Raw genomic sequence first — 16316 nt, forward strand, 5'->3', positions numbered from 1 at the left:
ATTCGCTATTCGCTATTCGCTATTCGCTATTCGCTATTCGCTCAGCGACTCCGCCGCCGTTCCGATGCCGGCTGGAACGCCACGCGGGCGTGGTACTTGCAGTAGGGGCCGGTTTCGGCGGCGTCGTTGCCGCAGAAATGGAAGTCCTCCGAAAGCGGATCGCCGTTCGGCCATTTGCAGGTCCGCTCGGTCAGCTCGACGAGCTGCAGATGCCGTGAGATCGGCAGCACGACATTCTCGACCGGGCGGATGTAGTGGCGTGCCACCGGTTCGGCGTCGAACTGCGTCTGCAAGGCAGTCGCGCCGATCGATGTCGTGACATGGCGCGTGGCGGTTGCGGCGCGCGATACCGATTTCTGAACGGTCGATCCTTGCGCCGCCTTCTTCTGGCGTGCCGGCGTGGCGGTCGAGCGCCCGCGGCCCGACAGTTTCAGCCGGTGCACCTTGCCGATGACCGCGTTGCGGCTGACCCCCCCAAGCTGCGCAGCAATCTGGCTTGCGCTCAGACCCTCCGACCACAGTTTCCTGAGAAGTTCTACCCGCTCGTCAGTCCAGTTCATGAGACCGCGCTCCTGCTAAGCGTGCGGCAATCGGAATCCATTCCCAACCCGGCAATATTTGCCGGGGCAGACACCACATATATCTGGTGATTAGGTCCGCCGCACGAAATCTAGTTATTTCTCGTCTACAACTACTCTATGCGCTGACTCGGTGACAAGAGTCCCAAGTGCAACACGAATCGGTTTTTTCGGTTTTCCCCAACTTGCCCGGTCGCTTATGAGCCGGCGTCTCGTCAGAGGGCTTGCCGCGCGGCACTACGCGACGTTTTCGTTGACTTCATGGCCGAAAAACAGGATAAGCCGCAAAGGCCGCCGCTTTGGCGGCTTTTTTGATTTTCCGGTACCGGAGACGCATATAATGAGCGGTTCGGCGCTTTACGAGACCTTTGCTCGCGCACCCCTGGCCTTCGACCACGGGGAAGGCACCTGGCTGGTTACCGACAAAGGCGAGCGATATCTCGATTTCGCCGGCGGCATCGCCGTCAATTCACTGGGCCACAGCCATCCGCATCTGGTGGCCGCACTCACCGAGCAGGCCGCCAAGCTCTGGCATGTCTCCAATCTCTATGAGATTCCGGGGCAGAGCCGGCTCGGCGAGCGGCTGGTGGACGCCACTTTCGCCGACAAGGTGTTCTTCACCAATTCGGGCGCCGAGGCGCTGGAATGCGCGATCAAGACGGCGCGGCGCTACCAGTTCGTCAATGGACATCCCGAGCGCTTCCGCGTCATCACCTTCGAAGGCGCCTTCCATGGCCGCACGCTGGCGACCATCGCGGCTGGCGGCCAGCACAAATATCTCGAAGGCTTCGGCCCCAAGGTCGAAGGTTTCGATCAGGTCGGTTTCGACGACATCGACGCCGCCGAAAAGGCGATCACGCCGGAGACGGCCGCCATCCTGATCGAGCCGGTGCAGGGCGAGGGCGGTATCCGTCCGGTGCCGACGCAATCGCTGAAGCGGCTCAGGCAATTGTGCGAACAGCACGGCCTGCTGTTGATCTTCGACGAGGTCCAGTGCGGCATCGGCCGCACCGGCAAGCTGTTCGCGCACGAATGGTCAGGGGTTACGCCAGACATCATGGCGATCGCCAAGGGCATTGGCGGCGGCTTCCCGATGGGCGCCTGCCTTGCCACGGACGAAGCGGCCGTCGGCATGACCGCGGGCGTGCATGGGACCACGTTCGGCGGTAACCCGCTGGCCATGGCTGTCGGCAACGCCGTGCTAGATGTCGTGCTGGAAGACGGCTTCCTCGAAGACGTCCAGCGCAAGGCGCTGCTGATGAAGCAGGGTCTCGCGTCGGTCGCCGACGAGTTTCCCGAGGTCATCGAGGACATCAGGGGCACCGGGCTGATGCTAGGCCTCAAATGCGCCATGCCCAACACCAAGGTGAACATGGCATTGCGCGACCAGCACCTGCTGGCGGTTCCGGCCGGCGACAACGTCATTCGCCTGTTGCCGCCGCTCACCGTCACCGACGCCGAGATCCACGACGCGCTCAACCGCATCCGCGCCGGCGCCAAGGGCCTGGCGGAGGCGATCGCCTCCGCCGCCGCGAAGTAATCCCGGAACCATTGCTGATGTCAGTTCGCCATTTCACCGATCTTTCCGCCGTTTCCGAAGGCGATCTGCGTCTTATGCTGGACGATGCGGTGGTGCGAAAGGCCCGCCTCAAGGCCGGCGAGCGCAGCAAGCCGCTCGAAGGCAAGGTGCTGGCGATGATCTTCGACAAGCCGTCGACCCGCACGCGTGTGTCCTTCGACGTCGGTATGCGCCAGCTTGGCGGCGAGACCATCATGCTGACCGGCACCGAGATGCAGCTCGGCCGTTCCGAGACCATCGCCGACACCGCCAAGGTGTTGTCGCGTTATGTCGACGCGATCATGATCCGCACCACCTCGCATGAGCGGCTGCTGGAGCTGACCGAGAATGCCACCGTGCCGGTGATCAACGGACTGACCGACGACACCCATCCCTGCCAGCTTATGGCTGATATCATGACTTTCGAGGAGCATCGCGGTCCGGTCGCCGGCAAGACCATCGCCTGGACCGGCGACGGCAACAATGTGCTGCATTCCTTGCTCGAAGCCTCCGCACGGTTCCGCTTCAACCTCAACGTCGCCGTGCCCGAGGGCAGTGAGCCGGCGCAGAAGCATATCGACTGGTCGCAGGCGCATGGCGGCAAGCTGCATTTCACCCGCTCGCCCGAGGAAGCCGTCGATCAGGCCGACTGCATCGTCACCGATTGCTGGGTGTCGATGGGCCAGGAGCATCGTGCCCGCGGCCACAACGTGTTCTCGCCCTACCAGGTCAATGCCAAGCTGATGGCGAAGGCCAAGCCGGACGCGTTGTTCATGCACTGCCTGCCGGCGCATCGCGGCGAGGAAGTGACCGACGAGGTCATCGACGGGCCGCATTCGGTGGTCTTCGACGAGGCCGAGAACCGGCTCCATGCCCAGAAGGCCGTGCTCGCCTGGTGCCTCGGCGCTTGATCTATGTGAGCTTGATCTCTGGGGGTGTGATGCCTATTTGCGCCACATCACGCAAATCAAGCGCGTTTCGACGCATGCTCCCGAGAGGGCGGCATGGCCGCGCCCTGGAGCTTTGTTATGTTGGAAACCTATCGAGTGACTGAACATCACCCCAAACTCGGCGAATTCGGCTACGCCGGCGACGATCACGTCGTGCCCTTCGAGGTAGGCCCGCTCGACGTGCGCGGTCGCACCGTCCAGCTCGGACCGATGCTCGACGCCATCCTCGGCCGCCACGACTATCCCGAGCCGGTCGCCCGGCTGCTGGCGGAAGCCTGTGTGCTGACGGTGCTGCTCGGCACCTCGCTCAAGTTCGAGGGCAAGTTCATCCTGCAGACCCGCACCGACGGGCCTGTCGACATGCTGGTCGCGGATTTTTCCACGCCCTCGGCGCTGCGCGCCTATGCGCGTTTCGATGCCGACCGACTGGAAGCGCTGGTCGCGGCGGGCGAAACGTCCCAGCAGACCCTGCTCGGCACCGGCGTGCTGGCGCTGACCATCGACCAGGGCGCTCACACGCAGCGCTATCAGGGTATCGTCCAGCTCGATGGCGAGACGCTGGAAGATGCGGCACGCACCTATTTCCGTCAGTCGGAGCAGATTCCGACCGATCTCAGGCTGTCGGTGGCCAAGCTCTTGACGCCCGGCCCGGGCGGCGCCCGCGAGCAGTGGCGCGCCGGTGGCATCCTGGCGCAGTTCCTGCCGCAGTCGCCCGAGCGCATGCGCGTGCCGGACCTGCCGGGCGGCGATGGCGATCCGCGCGAGGAGATCCACGATCCCGACGACAATTCCTGGCTGGAGTTGCTGGCGCTGCTCGGCACCATCGAGCCGACCGAACTGATCGACCCGACGATCGGCGCCGAGCGGCTGCTCTACAGGCTGTTCCACGAGCATGGCGTGCGCGTCTTCGGCGGCGTTCCGGTCGCCGACCAGTGCTCGTGCTCCCGGGACAAGATCCGCGGCATCCTCGAGGGCTTTTCCGCCCAAGAGATCAAGGACAGCACCGAGGACGGCGGCATTCACGTCGCCTGCGAATTCTGCTCGAAGCAATATGACTTCGACCCGGCGGAATTTGCGGCTCAGTAAAGTGTCCCTTCCTTCTCCCCGTTTACGGGGAGAAGGTGCCCGAAGGGCGGATGAGGGGCAGCGCGAACTTCGGCGAATGGCCGCGCCGTCCACTCGGATGCCTTGTGCGTGGAAGACAATCTCATCAGCCCGGCGGCGCCCCTCTGCCGGGCATTTCTCCCCGTACAGAGACGGGGAGAAAGACGCTAATTCACCGTCCGCCGCTTCCCCGGCAGGTCGAGTGAAAATGCGGGGATGGCGATGTCGAACGTCTCGCCCCGCTGGTTGCGCATCGTGTAGTGCCCGACCATGATGCCGGAGGGTGTCGAGAGCGGGCAACCGGACGTGTACTGGTAGCTGTCGCCGGGATTGAGTTCGGGTTGGTCGCCGACGACGCCAGGGCCGCGTACCTCTTCGACCCTGCCGGTGCCATCGGTGATGTGCCAATAGCGCGACAACAGCTGGACGGAATCGTCCGACTGATTGTCGATCGTTATCTGATAGCCCCAGACATAGCGGTTCTCGGACGGATCCGAACGGTCCTCCAGATAGAACGGCCTGACCTGCACTTCGATGTTGCGCGTGACGGTGCTGTACATAAGCAGCTCCAAAACAATCCAGTATCTTTCGGCGCTCCTTGCAGGCTGGTCAACGGTGCGCGTCCTTTCATTGCCTACCGAACGGCAGGTGCCGGCAAAGAATGTCATTTAAGTGACACACGACAATGATGGTGTGCGCCGACCAGTGCCGCGCGACTCGGGCGCTCTGTCGAACTGTTGAAATCGGTCGTCATGCCAGCCAGATTGTTCTGGCGGACCGGTTTTCTGGAGTGACCGGATCTCGATGGAACTCACTCTCATAGCCGCCACGCTTTCAATTGCTCTTATCCTCTCAAATCTCGCCAGCATCGTGCTTGCCGCTTCGCGTCTGAAACGGCGCCGCATTATCGCGCCGCCGACCGGCAAGCCGCGGCCGGTGTCGATCATCGTGCCGTCGCGTGGCATTGAACCGTTCACGCACGAGACGCTGGAGCGCGCCTTCTCGCTTGATTGGCCGCGCTACGAGCTGATCTTCTGCGTCGCCCATGCCGACGATCCGGTAGTCAAACCGATAAACAGGGCGATTGCCCGGTTTCCCAAGGTGCCGGCCCGGCTGATGATCGGCGACGACCGCTTCAGCGCCAATCCGAAACTCAACAATTGCGTCAAGGGTTGGGAAGCGGCGCGGCACGACTGGGTCGTCCTGGCCGATTCCAACGTGTTGATGCCGAGAGACTACATCCAGCACCTGATGGCTGCATGGCGGCCCGACACCGGCCTTGTCTGTTCGACGCCGATCGGCTCGCGGCCGGCCGGCTTCTGGGCTGAAGTCGAATGCGCTTTCCTCAACACGCTGCAGGCGCGCTGGCAATATGCCGGCGAGGCGCTTGGCCTTGGCTTTGCCCAGGGCAAGAGCATGCTCTGGAACAAGCCGATGCTCGACGCCAATGGCGGCATCCGCGCGTTGGCCGCCGAGATCGCCGAGGACGCCGCCGCGACCAAGCTGGTCAACGGCCTCGGCCTGCGCGTCAATCTCGTCGCCGCGCCCTTCGAACAGCCGCTTGGCCGGCGCACGTTCGACGAGATCTGGTCACGTCAGGCCCGTTGGGCGCGCCTGCGCCGCGTCACCTTCCCGCTGTTCTTCGCACCCGAAATCCTGACTGGCGCGGCGGTGCCGCTGGTGCTGGCGCTGATTGCGGCGGCAAGCGCCGGCTTCAGCCTCTGGGCAACCGCCATTGCCGTGCTGGCGGCCTTCTACCTTCCCGAGTGCGCCCTGGCCTGGTCCAAGGGCTGGTACCTGTCGCGACGCATGGTTGCCGCGATCATGGCCCGCGACCTGATCCTGCCGGCGATGTGGGCACGCGGCTGGCTCGGCGGTGCCGTCGACTGGCGCGGCAACGCGATGACCATCGGGACCAAGGCGGCCGAGCTGGAAGAGACGCCGTCCGGCGCCTGAAAGCCAAAGCCCTCTTACGAGGCCTTCAGCGCCTGTTCGATATCCTCAAGCAGATCGTCGGTGTCTTCCAGGCCGACGGACAGTCTGAGCGTGCCCGGCCCGATGCCGAGCTCGGCACGCGCTTCGTCGCTCAGGTTCTTGTGCGTCGTCGTCGCCGGATGGGTGATCAGGCTCTTGGCGTCGCCGAGGTTGTTGGAGATCAGCACGATGTCGAGCGCGTTCTGCAAGGCGAAGGCCGCCTGCTTGCCGCCCTTGACGTCAAGGCAGATCAGCGTCGAGCCGCCCGACATCTGCTTCTTGACGATATCGGCCTGCGGGTGGTCGGCGCGGCCGGGATAGATGACGCGGGCAATTTCCGGCCGCTCGGCGAGGAAATCCGCGATCCGGCCCGCGCTTTCCGTCTGCTGGCGCACGCGCAGCGGCAGCGTTTCCAGCCCCTTCAGCAGCGTCCAGGCGTTGAAGGGCGACAGGCTGGGCCCGGTGTGGCGGAAATAATCGTGCAGGTTCTCGTCGATCCACTTCTTGTCCGACAGGATGACGCCGCCGAGACAGCGCCCCTGGCCGTCAATGTGCTTGGTCGCCGAATAGACGACGATGTGGGCGCCGAGTTGCAGCGGCTTCTGCTGCAAGGGCGTGGCGAAGACATTGTCGACGATCAGCCTGGCGCCGATCGAATTGGCGAGCGAGGCAACCGCGGCGATGTCGACCACTTCCAGCGTCGGGTTGGTCGGGCTTTCCAGGAAGAACAGCTTGGTGTTCGGCTTGACCGCCTTTTCCCAATTGGCGATGTCGGTGCCGTCGACCAGCGTCGCCTCGATGCCGTATCTTGGCGCCAGCGTCTCGACCACCCAGCGGCAGGAGCCGAACAGCGCGCGCGCCGCCACGATATGGTCGCCGGCCTTGGCGCTGCACAGCAGCGCTGCCGTCACCGCGGCCATGCCGGAGGCGGTGGCGCGGGCGTCCTCGGCACCTTCGAGCGCGCACATGCGCTTTTCGAACATGTCGACGGTCGGATTGGCGTAGCGCGAATAGATGAAGCCCGGCTCCTCGCCCTTGAAACGGGCTTCGGCGGCCTGCGCCGTTTCATAGACGTAGCCCTGGGTGAGGTAAATCGCTTCCGACGTTTCGCCGAAACCGGAACGCAGCGTTCCGCTGTGCACGAGTGCCGTTTGAGGCTTCCAGTTGCGCTTGTTGGTGCTCATCGCTCTTCTTCCAGACACAAAAAAACCGGCCGCGAAAGTCGCAACCGGTCCATACGGCCTTGCGGCCCGACGGTCCTTTAGCGACTTGTTTAACGTGGCTGCAAGCCGACCGGCCAAATCACCACGGGATAACGACCCTTTAGACCCGCGCCACGCTTGCGTCAATTGCCGGCTTGATTAAGAGGTTTGTACCAGCGGCGTTGCAGCGGAGCCGGCTTTGCGGCAAACAGGCATTCTTCCAGATCAGGACATTTCGGCGCTCTTCCAGTCCGGCGCGCTGAAGTCGGCACGTGCGCTCGATGCCGACCAGATCCAGCCGGCCAGCCTCGATCTCCGGCTCGGCGACAAGGCCTGGCGGGTGCGTGCCTCCTTCCTGCCGGGCCCCAACCACAAGGTCTCGGAAAAGCTCGACCGGCTGAAGCTGCACGAGATCAATCTGGCCGAGGGCGCGGTGCTGGAGACCGGCTGCGTCTATATCGTGCCCTTGCTCGAAAGCCTGGCATTGCCGGCGGACATTTCGGCCTCGGCCAATCCCAAGAGCTCGACCGGGCGGCTCGACATCTTCACCCGCGTCATGACCGATCGCGGCCACGAGTTCGACAAGATCGCCGCCGGCTATCATGGTCCGCTCTATCTGGAGGTCAGCCCGCGCACCTTCCCGATCGTCGCGCGCACCGGTTCGCGACTGTCGCAGATCCGTTTCCGCACCGGCAATGCGCTGCTGTCGGAAGCCGAACTTCACCAGTTGCATCGCGCGCAGATCCTGGTTGCCACCGAGCCGCCCAACATTTCCGGCGGCGGCATCGCGCTGTCGATCGACCTCAACGGCGATCGAAACGGCCTTGTCGGCTACCGCGGCAAGCATCACACCGGTCTCATCGACGTCGACAAGCGCGCCGCGCAGGAGGTCGTCGACTTCTGGGAGCCGATCCACAAGAGCGGCGCTGGCGAACTGGTGCTCGACCCCGATGAATTCTATATTCTTGTGAGCCAGGAAGCGGTGCATGTGCCGCCGCTCTACGCCGCCGAGATGACGCCCTTCGATCCGCTGGTCGGTGAATTCCGCGTCCACTATGCCGGCTTCTTCGATCCGGGCTTCGGCCACTCGGCGTCCGGTGGCACCGGCAGCCGGGCGGTGCTGGAAGTGCGCAGCCACGAAGTGCCGTTCATCCTCGACCATGGCCAGATCGTCGGCCGGCTGGTCTACGAGCACATGCTGAAGCGGCCACGGGCACTCTATGGCACCGATCTCGGCTCCAACTACCAGGCGCAGGGTTTGAAGCTGTCCAAGCATTTCCGCCCCGCGCGCTGAACCCCCATTGCCAGCTGGCAAAATACTTGCCTGCGCCGGCTCGCCATGCTTGGCTGCCTTTCTGGTCGTCAGGCTGGCGGCGTTCAAGGGGAACCAAGAAAATGCAGATTTCGAAACGGATCATATCGGCGGCGGGCGCTGCCATGCTGGTGATGGCGGCCAGCTCTCTGTCGGTGCAGGCAGCTGAGAAAATCAAGATAGGCACCGAGGGCGCCTATCCGCCATTCAATACCATTACAGCGGACGGCAAGGTCGAAGGCTTCGATATCGACATCGCCAACGCGCTGTGCGCGCAGATGAAGGTCGAGTGCGAAATCGTTACCCAGGACTGGGACGGCATCATTCCCGCCCTGCAGGCGAAGAAGTTCGACGCCATCATCGCCTCGATGAGCATCACCGAGGAGCGCAAGAAGCAGGTCGCTTTCACCAACAAATATTATACGACACCGCTCGCTCTGGTGGCGCCGAAGGACAGCGATCTCACCTCGACCGAACCGGCGGCCCTTGCAGGCAAGACGGTCGGCGCCCAGGCCTCGACCACGCAGGCCGACTATGCCCAGAATACCTATGGCAAGGCGGGCGCCGAGGCAAAACTCTACCCGACCCAGGAAGAAGCGATCACCGACCTGACCAACGGCCGGCTAGACGCCGTGATCTCGGACAAGTTCGTGCTGATGGATTGGTTGAAGAAGGCAAGCGACGGCTGCTGCAAACTGGTCGGTGACGTCAAGGGCACGGAGACACAAGCCGGCATTGCCGTCCGCCTGGAAGACACGGCATTGCGCGACAAGCTCAATGCGGCCATCGACGCGATCGTCGCCGACGGCACCTACAAGAAGATCCAGGCCAAGTATTTCGACTTCGATATTTATTGAGACGTCGAAGCTGCCGATCTCCTCCCCTTGGGGGGAGATCACCCTTTCAAAGCGCCTTCACCGCCACCTTCACCGGCTGCTCGATCTCGAGCGGATTGCGCAGCGGCAGGCCGAAATCCTTGGCCTCGATCTCGAACACGTCGCCGGCTTCAGTACTGATGCCGTCGGCGAAGGACAGCGTCGCCGTGCCGAACATGTGCACATGCACGTCGCCCGGCTGGCGGAAAGCCGCATATTTGAAGTGGTGATGTTCGAGATTGGCGATGGTGTGCGACATGTTCGCTTCGCCGGACAGGAACGGCTTTTCCCACAGCACGTCGTTGTCGCGCAAGATGCGCGAGGTGCCTCTGATATCGGACGGCAGGTCGCCGATCAGGATCTCCGGCCCGAACGAAGCGTTGCGCAGCTTGGAATGGGCGAGGAACAGATAATTCACGCGTTCGGTGACGTGGTCGGAAAACTCGTTCGACAGGGTGAAGCCGACGCGGAACGGTGCGCCGTCATCGCCGATGACGTAGATGCCGGCCACCTCGGGCTCTTCGCCGGCGTCCTTGGCGAAAGCCGGTGACAAGAGCGCCGCACCTGGCGCCACCGCCATCGTGCCGTTGCCCTTGTAGAACCATTCCGGCTGCACGCCGATCTGGCCTTTCGCGGGCTTGCCGCCCTCCAGCCCCATGCGGAACATCTTCATGGAATCGGTCAGCTGCTCCTCGCCGTCGGCGCTGAGCTTCTTGTGCATGGAATCGCGTGTCGCGGCTGAGCCGAGATGCGTCAGTCCGGTGCCGGTCAGGTGCAGATGCGCCGGGTCGGGATGGTTGATCGGCGACAGCAGCCGTCCTTTCTTGTAGGCCGCCTCGAGATCGACCGTTTCGCCAAGCCCCTTGCGTTCGATCAGCGCGACGAGACCGACGCCGGTACGCGCGGCCTCCATCGCCAGCGAGTAGACGCTGCGGGCGCCGTTGATGATCCGGGTCTTGCCGCCGTTGCGGGCAACGACACGGATGGTCTCGGCGTCATCGAGAATCTGGGAGATCAGCATGATGAATCCTCTCTCATTTGTCTTGGCCCGGTTGCCGTTTGGCAAACCCTAACCCGCGCGGCTCGGACCTCGCCGCGCCACGGGTTGAACTCGTCGTCCGGATTGCGCCCGCGAGCTTGGTCCCCGAGGGACTTCTTGACGCCGGCGGGTTGCCGGCAGCATCGCGATCTAGACCCGTATGCTTTCCTCGTTGCCTCGCTGGCCCGTCAAACCTTGTTCTTGTTGTAGACGTCGAAGATCACGGCGCCGAGCAGCACCAGGCCTTTGACGACCTGCTGCCAGTCGACATTGACGCCCATGATCGACATGCCGTTGTTCATCACGCCCATGATGAAGCCGCCGACCACCGCGCCGATGACCTGACCGACGCCGCCCATCGCCGAGGCGCCGCCGATGAAGACGGCGGCAATCACATCGAGTTCGCTACCGAGGCCGGCAGCCGGCACCGCCTGTCCCAGCCGCGCCGCGATGATCAGGCCGCCAAGTGCCGACAGCACGCCCATATTGACGAACACCATCAGCGTCAGCCGTTCTGTCTTGATGCCTGACAGCTGCGCGGCCTTGGCGTTGCCGCCCATCGCATAGATGCGGCGGCCGATGGTCATGCGCTTGGTGACGAAGACGAACAGCGAGATCAGCACGCCCATGACGAGCAGCACCACCGGCAGGCCCCTGTAGCTGGCGAACTGGTAGACCAGGAACAGCGCCAGCGCGCTACCCACCAGCGTCTTGATGACGAACAGGGGAAAGGGCTCGGCCTCATAGCCATGGCGTTCGCGTTTGCGTCGTGTCCTCAGCCCGAAATAGGCGTAGGCCAGCACAGCGATCAGGCCCAGCACGATCGTCGTCATGTGCAGCGTCAGGCCGCTGCCGATAATGGTCTTGCCGGCCGCGTTCACCGTCGGCGGGATGAGCGTCAGTGGCCCGATGACATCCGGGATGAAGCCCGAGCTGAGGGCCTTGAAGCCGTCGGGAAGTGGTCCCACCGAGGATCCGCCGCCCAGCAGCGCCTGGCAGATGCCGCGGAAGATCAGCATGCCGGCCAGCGTGACGATGAAGCTCGGTATTCGGTGATAAGCAATCCAGTAGCCTTGCGCCGCGCCGATCGCGCCACCCACGATGAGGCAGATGATCGACACCACCAGCGGATTGCTGAACGGCCCGAGCGGCCAGATGACCATCATCATCGCCGCCAATGCGCCGATGAAGCCGGCGACGGAGCCGACGCTGAGATCGATATGGCCGGAGACGATCACCAGCAGCATGCCCAGCGCCATCACGATGATGAACGAGTTCTGCTGCACCAGATTGCTCAGGTTCACCGGTTTGAACAGCGTTCCGGAGGTGGTGAACTGGAAGAACACCATGATGGCGATCAGCGCCAGTATCAGGCCGTATTCGCGCAGGTTCGTCGTCAGCGCCGAGACGGCGATACGTGGACGCTGCGGCACGTCTTCGGCGACTTTGCTCTGCGGGGCGGGGGCGCTTTCGGTGCTCATGCTGCTTTTCCTTCTCCCCGGACGATGGCGCGCATTATTTTTTCCTGGCTGGCGTCCGCCGCGGGCATTTCGCCGACAATGCGGCCTTCGTTCATGACGTAGATGCGGTCGGTGATGCCGAGCAGTTCTGGCATTTCCGACGAGATGACCACGATCGCCTTACCTTCGGCGGCGAGGCGGGCGATGATCGTGTAGATTTCGTATTTGGCGCCAACGTCGATGCCGCGCGTCGGCTCGTCGAGAATCAGCACGTCCGGGTCGGCGAATAGCCATTTCGACAGCACCACCTTCTGCTGGTTGCCGCCGGAAAGATTGCCGGTCATCTGATAGACACTCGAAGCGCGGATATTGGTCTTCTTGCGATAGTCGTTGGCGACGGAGAGCTCGCGCATGTCGTCGATCACGCTATGGCGCGACACGCCGCCCAGATTGGCCAGCGTGATGTTGTGCTTGATATGGTCGATGAGGTTGAGGCCGTAGGTCTTGCGGTCCTCGGTGACGTAGGCAATTCCGTGTTCGACTGCCCGGCTCACCGAGGAGACATCGATCGGCTTGCCCTTGAGCAGCACCTCGCCAGTGATATGGCGGCCATAGGAGCGGCCGAACAGGCTCATCGCGAATTCGGTGCGGCCGGCGCCCATCAGTCCGGCAATGCCGACCACTTCGCCCTTGCGCACATTGATGTCGATGCCCTTGATCACCTGCCGGTCGGCATGGAGCGGGTGATAGACCGACCAGTTCCTCACTTCGAACACGACCTCGCCGATGTCAGGCTCGCGCGGCGGATAGCGGTCGTCGAGCGACCGGCCCACCATAGAGGTGATGATGCGGTCTTCCGAGATGTCCTTCTTGGCCAGTGTCTCGATGGTGCGCCCGTCGCGGATGACGGTGACCTTGTCGGCGACCCGATTCACCTCGTTGAGCTTGTGCGAGATCAGGATCGAGGTCATGCCTTGCCGTTTGAATTCGAGCAGAAGGTCGAGCAGCGCCTGGCTGTCCTTTTCGCTGAGCGATGCCGTCGGCTCGTCGAGGATCAGCAGCTTGACTTCCTTGCTCAGCGCCTTGGCGATCTCGACCAATTGCTGCTTGCCGACACCGATATTGGTGATCAGCGTCTTGGGGTCCTCCTTGAGGCCCACCTTCTTCAACAGGGCGCTGGTGCGCGCCTCGTTGGCATTCCAGTCGATGACGCCATATCTGGCGTGCTCGTTGCCGAGGAAAATGTTTTCGGCGATCGACAGCATCGGCACCAGGGCAAGCTCCTGGTGGATGATGACGATGCCCTTGTGTTCGCTGTCGTGGATGCCTTTGAAATGGCATTCCTGGCCATTGAAGATGATCTGGCCGTCATAGGTGCCTGTGGGATAGACGCCCGACAGCACCTTCATCAGCGTCGACTTGCCGGCGCCGTTCTCGCCGACCACGGCATGGATCTCGCCTTCCTCCACGCTAAGGTTGACGTTCGACAGCGCCTTCACGCCGGGGAACGTCTTGGTGATGTCGCGCATCTCCAAAATCGTCGAGACCATGGGGACTACCGCTCCTTGAGAGCTCGGCAAACACTGCCGGCGAGGTCGGTAAACAATACCGGGCTCGCTGGTTAACGAAAAGGGGTCCTGCGTTGCGCAGGACCCCTGATTTTGTAACCGGGGTTACTTCAGTTCGTCGGCCTTGATGTAGCCGGAGTCGACGACCAGTGCCTGGTAGTTCGACTTGTCGACGTCATGCGGCGTCAAGAGGATCGAGGGGACGACCTTGACGTCGTTGTTGTAGGTCTTTTCATCAAGGCCGTCCGGCTTGCCGCCCGAGAGCACCTTGTCGACGAGCTCGACGGTGGCCTTGGCCAGTTCACGGGTGTCCTTGAACACGGTCGAGTACTGCTCGCCCGAGATGATCAGCTTGACCGAGGCGGTCTCGGCATCCTGGCCGGTCACGATCGGCCAGGGCTGTGCGTCCGTGCCGTAGCCGACGGCGCGCAGCGAGGCGGTGATGCCGCGCGACAGGCCATCATAGGGCGACAGAACGCCATCGACGCGGCTGCCGTCCGAATAGTTGGCCGACAGCAGATTGTCCATGCGCGCCTGGGCGGTGGCGGCGAGCCAGCGCAGCGTGCCGACCTTGTCCATGCCGGTCTGGCCGGACTTGATCTTGATCGAGCCGTCGTCGATCAGCGGCTGCAGAACGGAGATAGCACCGTTGTAGAAGAAGAAGGCGTTGTTGTCGTCGGGCGAGCCGCCGAACAGTTCGACGTTCCACGGCTTGGTGTTCGGGAAACGCTCCTTGAGGCCCTTGACCAGCGAATTCGCCTGGATGACGCCGACGCCGAAATTGTCGAAGGTGGTGTAGTAATCGACATTGGCGGTCTTCTTGATCAGGCGGTCATAGGCGACGACGACGACGCCCGCGTCAGCGGCCTTCTGCAGCGCATCCGACAGGGTGGTGCCGTCGATCGAGGCGATGATCAGCGCCTTTGGGCCCTTGGTGATTTCGTTTTCCAGCTGGCTGAGCTGGTTGGGGATGTCGTCCTGCGCGTATTGCAGGTCGACGGTGTAGCCGAGAGCCTCGAGCTGGGACTTGACGGCGTCGCCGTCGTTGATCCAGCGCTGCGAGGTCTTGGTCGGCATCAGCACGCCGACAAGACCCTTGTCGGCTGCGTGCGCCGAGTAGGTCATGGCAGCGATGCCAAGGGCCGCGACGGCGGCCAATGTCTTGATGATCTTCACTTTTACTCTCCCTGGTTGATGGACGCGGCACCCCGGGGGTCGCGGGCCGCGCAATCGTGCAGAAGTGCCAAGGCACTGCTGCCGTCATATCGATCTCCGGTATCCTCCCATGGCCCCGAAGCGCTGATTTCAATCGATACGATTTTACTCGTCATCGACCGTCACGTCTCGGAACGCGCGAAGGGTGTGATCCTTTGCCATAACTGTCAAATGCGATCTTTGATGGTTGCTATATCGCGTTTGGTATGTGCTATGAGGCGAAATGGACCGGCGCGACCACCGGCGGCGGTAAGGGGAAGTAAGGGAAAGGCGATGGCCGCGCTACGCAATTCTAGTTCGATTTCAAACCGTTACAGCGAAATTCCGGGCGATGGCGAAACCCTGCTGCGCAGCGGTCTCAGTCTGCGTCATATGCGCATGATCGTCGCGCTTGACGACCATGGCCGCGTCAGCGCGGCGGCCCAGGTCATGAACATTTCGCAGCCGGCGGCCTCGCGCATGATCGGCGAGATGGAGGCGGTGCTCGAGGTCAAGCTGTGTGAAAGGCTGCCGCGCGGCATCACGTTGACCCCCTATGGGAAGGCGTTGGCAAGGCGCGCGCGCTCGATCCTGCTGGAGATGCGCGAGGTTGACCGCGAGATTTCCGAGCTCAAGTCGGGCAAGGGCGGTTCGGTGTTCCTGGGTGCGGTGACGGCGCCCGCGATCGAACTGGCAGTGCCGGCAATCCGCGAAATCCGCCGCATCTATCCGCGCATCGAGATCACCATGCAGGTCGAGACCTCCAACGTGCTGGCGCGCGAGCTGATCGCCACGCGCCATGATTTCATCATCGCGCGCATCCCGGACGATCTCAATCCGCGGCTGTTCGAGTCGCGCGTCATCGGTGTCGAGAAGGCCTGCCTGATCGTGCGACGGGGCCACCCCCTCACCAAGGGCAAGGCGGTGCGGCTGGAGGACACCGCCGCCTATGACTGGGTTTTCCAGTCGGGCGGCTCGCCCTTGCGCCAGGCGATGGAGAGCAATTTCCTCAACCGCAACATCGCTTTGCCGGACCGGATCCTCAACACCAGCTCACTGCTCCTGACGCTGGTCATGGTCGCGCAGTCCGATGCCATTGCGCCGGTCTCGGTCCAGGTGGCGAAATTCATCCAGAATCCCGACGGGCTGGCCGGTGCCATCGACGTCGTCCAGACCGAATTCGACATCGAGGTCAGGCCCTACAGCCTGATCACGGTCAGGAACCGCGTGCTGTCGCCGGCCGCCAAGATGCTGCACGACTTCATCTTGCGCGAGGTGGGATGATTGCTGGAGCGGGTAGCGGGAATCGAACCCGCGCGTTCAGCTTGGGAAGCTGACAAGCTACCATTACATCATACCCGCACGTCTCCTCGTTACCATGAGGGTTAGCCTTCGGGCAATCGCAAAGCGGTCCGTTCCAGGGCAATCGGGTGAGTTAACGCGTGACAAGGGGTTTAGGAGCTGAATCTGTCGAGAGCATCTGATTCTTTGGAGGATGCTTT

Annotated in this window: 14 protein-coding genes, 1 tRNA gene and 1 riboswitch; of the genes, 7 read left to right on the forward strand and 8 right to left on the reverse strand. The window is 62.9% G+C overall.

The window, feature by feature from the left end; translation table 11 throughout:
* Nucleotides 1-41 precede the first annotated feature (41 nt).
* Nucleotides 42-560 carry a GcrA family cell cycle regulator gene (locus tag NKG99_RS18895; RefSeq protein WP_056588322.1) on the reverse strand — a complete coding sequence of 173 codons (519 nt, stop codon included), beginning with the start codon at nt 558-560 and terminating at the stop codon, nt 42-44.
* Nucleotides 561-918: 358 nt separating this feature from the next.
* Between NKG99_RS18895 and NKG99_RS18900 the strand changes: the two genes are divergently transcribed.
* The 3 genes from NKG99_RS18900 (at nt 919) to NKG99_RS18910 (ending at nt 4172) form a co-directional block, all read left to right on the forward strand.
* Nucleotides 919-2118, forward strand: a complete 1200-nt coding sequence (locus tag NKG99_RS18900; protein WP_352870201.1) for an aspartate aminotransferase family protein — start codon at nt 919-921, stop codon at nt 2116-2118.
* Between the two features lie 17 nt (nt 2119-2135).
* Nucleotides 2136-3047 (forward strand): ornithine carbamoyltransferase, encoded by a 912-nt coding sequence (gene argF, locus NKG99_RS18905; protein ID WP_352870202.1) that lies wholly within the window; start codon nt 2136-2138, stop codon nt 3045-3047.
* Nucleotides 3048-3140: 93 nt separating this feature from the next.
* Nucleotides 3141-4172: an Hsp33 family molecular chaperone gene (locus tag NKG99_RS18910; RefSeq protein ID WP_352870203.1), complete on the forward strand. Its 1032-nt coding sequence runs from the start codon at nt 3141-3143 to the stop codon at nt 4170-4172.
* A gap of 185 nt (nt 4173-4357) precedes the next feature.
* Here the strand turns inward: NKG99_RS18910 and apaG are convergent, their stop codons facing one another.
* Nucleotides 4358-4750, reverse strand: a complete 393-nt coding sequence (gene apaG / locus NKG99_RS18915; RefSeq protein WP_352870204.1) for a Co2+/Mg2+ efflux facilitator ApaG/CorD — start codon at nt 4748-4750, stop codon at nt 4358-4360.
* 244 nt (nt 4751-4994) lie between these two features.
* Between apaG and NKG99_RS18920 the strand changes: the two genes are divergently transcribed.
* The gene (locus tag NKG99_RS18920) at nt 4995-6146 is read left to right on the forward strand and encodes a ceramide glucosyltransferase (RefSeq protein ID WP_352870205.1); all 1152 of its coding nucleotides are present in this window, start codon (nt 4995-4997) and stop codon (nt 6144-6146) included.
* Between the two features lie 14 nt (nt 6147-6160).
* Here the strand turns inward: NKG99_RS18920 and NKG99_RS18925 are convergent, their stop codons facing one another.
* Nucleotides 6161-7348 carry an O-succinylhomoserine sulfhydrylase gene (locus NKG99_RS18925; protein WP_352870206.1) on the reverse strand — a complete coding sequence of 396 codons (1188 nt, stop codon included), beginning with the start codon at nt 7346-7348 and terminating at the stop codon, nt 6161-6163.
* Nucleotides 7349-7405: 57 nt separating this feature from the next.
* Nucleotides 7406-7483: riboswitch (SAM riboswitch) on the reverse strand.
* Between the two features lie 82 nt (nt 7484-7565).
* Between NKG99_RS18925 and NKG99_RS18930 the strand changes: the two genes are divergently transcribed.
* The gene (locus tag NKG99_RS18930) at nt 7566-8660 is read left to right on the forward strand and encodes a 2'-deoxycytidine 5'-triphosphate deaminase (protein ID WP_352870207.1); all 1095 of its coding nucleotides are present in this window, start codon (nt 7566-7568) and stop codon (nt 8658-8660) included.
* A 101-nt stretch (nt 8661-8761) separates the two neighbouring features.
* Nucleotides 8762-9535 (forward strand): ABC transporter substrate-binding protein, encoded by a 774-nt coding sequence (locus NKG99_RS18935; RefSeq protein WP_352870208.1) that lies wholly within the window; start codon nt 8762-8764, stop codon nt 9533-9535.
* A 46-nt stretch (nt 9536-9581) separates the two neighbouring features.
* On the opposite strand, the gene araD1 is transcribed toward NKG99_RS18935, so the two are convergent.
* From araD1 to chvE, 4 genes are all read right to left on the reverse strand, one after another.
* Nucleotides 9582-10574, reverse strand: coding sequence for an AraD1 family protein (gene araD1, locus NKG99_RS18940; protein ID WP_352870209.1), 993 nt, complete (start codon nt 10572-10574; stop codon nt 9582-9584).
* 206 nt (nt 10575-10780) lie between these two features.
* Nucleotides 10781-12073: a multiple monosaccharide ABC transporter permease gene (gene mmsB / locus NKG99_RS18945; protein ID WP_352870210.1), complete on the reverse strand. Its 1293-nt coding sequence runs from the start codon at nt 12071-12073 to the stop codon at nt 10781-10783.
* Complete coding sequence (mmsA, locus tag NKG99_RS18950) at nt 12070-13602, reverse strand: multiple monosaccharide ABC transporter ATP-binding protein (protein ID WP_352870211.1); 1533 nt, start codon at nt 13600-13602, stop codon at nt 12070-12072. The genes mmsB and mmsA overlap by 4 nt, the downstream gene beginning before the upstream one ends.
* Before the next feature lie 123 nt (nt 13603-13725).
* On the reverse strand, nt 13726-14796 hold the full coding sequence (gene chvE / locus NKG99_RS18955; protein ID WP_142868326.1) for a multiple monosaccharide ABC transporter substrate-binding protein: 1071 nt from the start codon (nt 14794-14796) through the stop codon (nt 13726-13728).
* Nucleotides 14797-15108: 312 nt separating this feature from the next.
* On the opposite strand from chvE, the gene NKG99_RS18960 reads away from it, so the two are divergent.
* Nucleotides 15109-16098, forward strand: a complete 990-nt coding sequence (locus NKG99_RS18960; RefSeq protein ID WP_352870212.1) for a LysR family transcriptional regulator — start codon at nt 15109-15111, stop codon at nt 16096-16098.
* A 4-nt stretch (nt 16099-16102) separates the two neighbouring features.
* Here the strand turns inward: NKG99_RS18960 and NKG99_RS18965 are convergent.
* Nucleotides 16103-16176: transfer RNA gene (locus NKG99_RS18965), tRNA-Gly, on the reverse strand.
* Nucleotides 16177-16316: the final 140 nt, after the last annotated feature.

Source organism: Mesorhizobium sp. M1409 (assembly GCF_040317535.1).
In the GTDB taxonomy this organism is placed as follows: domain Bacteria; phylum Pseudomonadota; class Alphaproteobacteria; order Rhizobiales; family Rhizobiaceae; genus Mesorhizobium.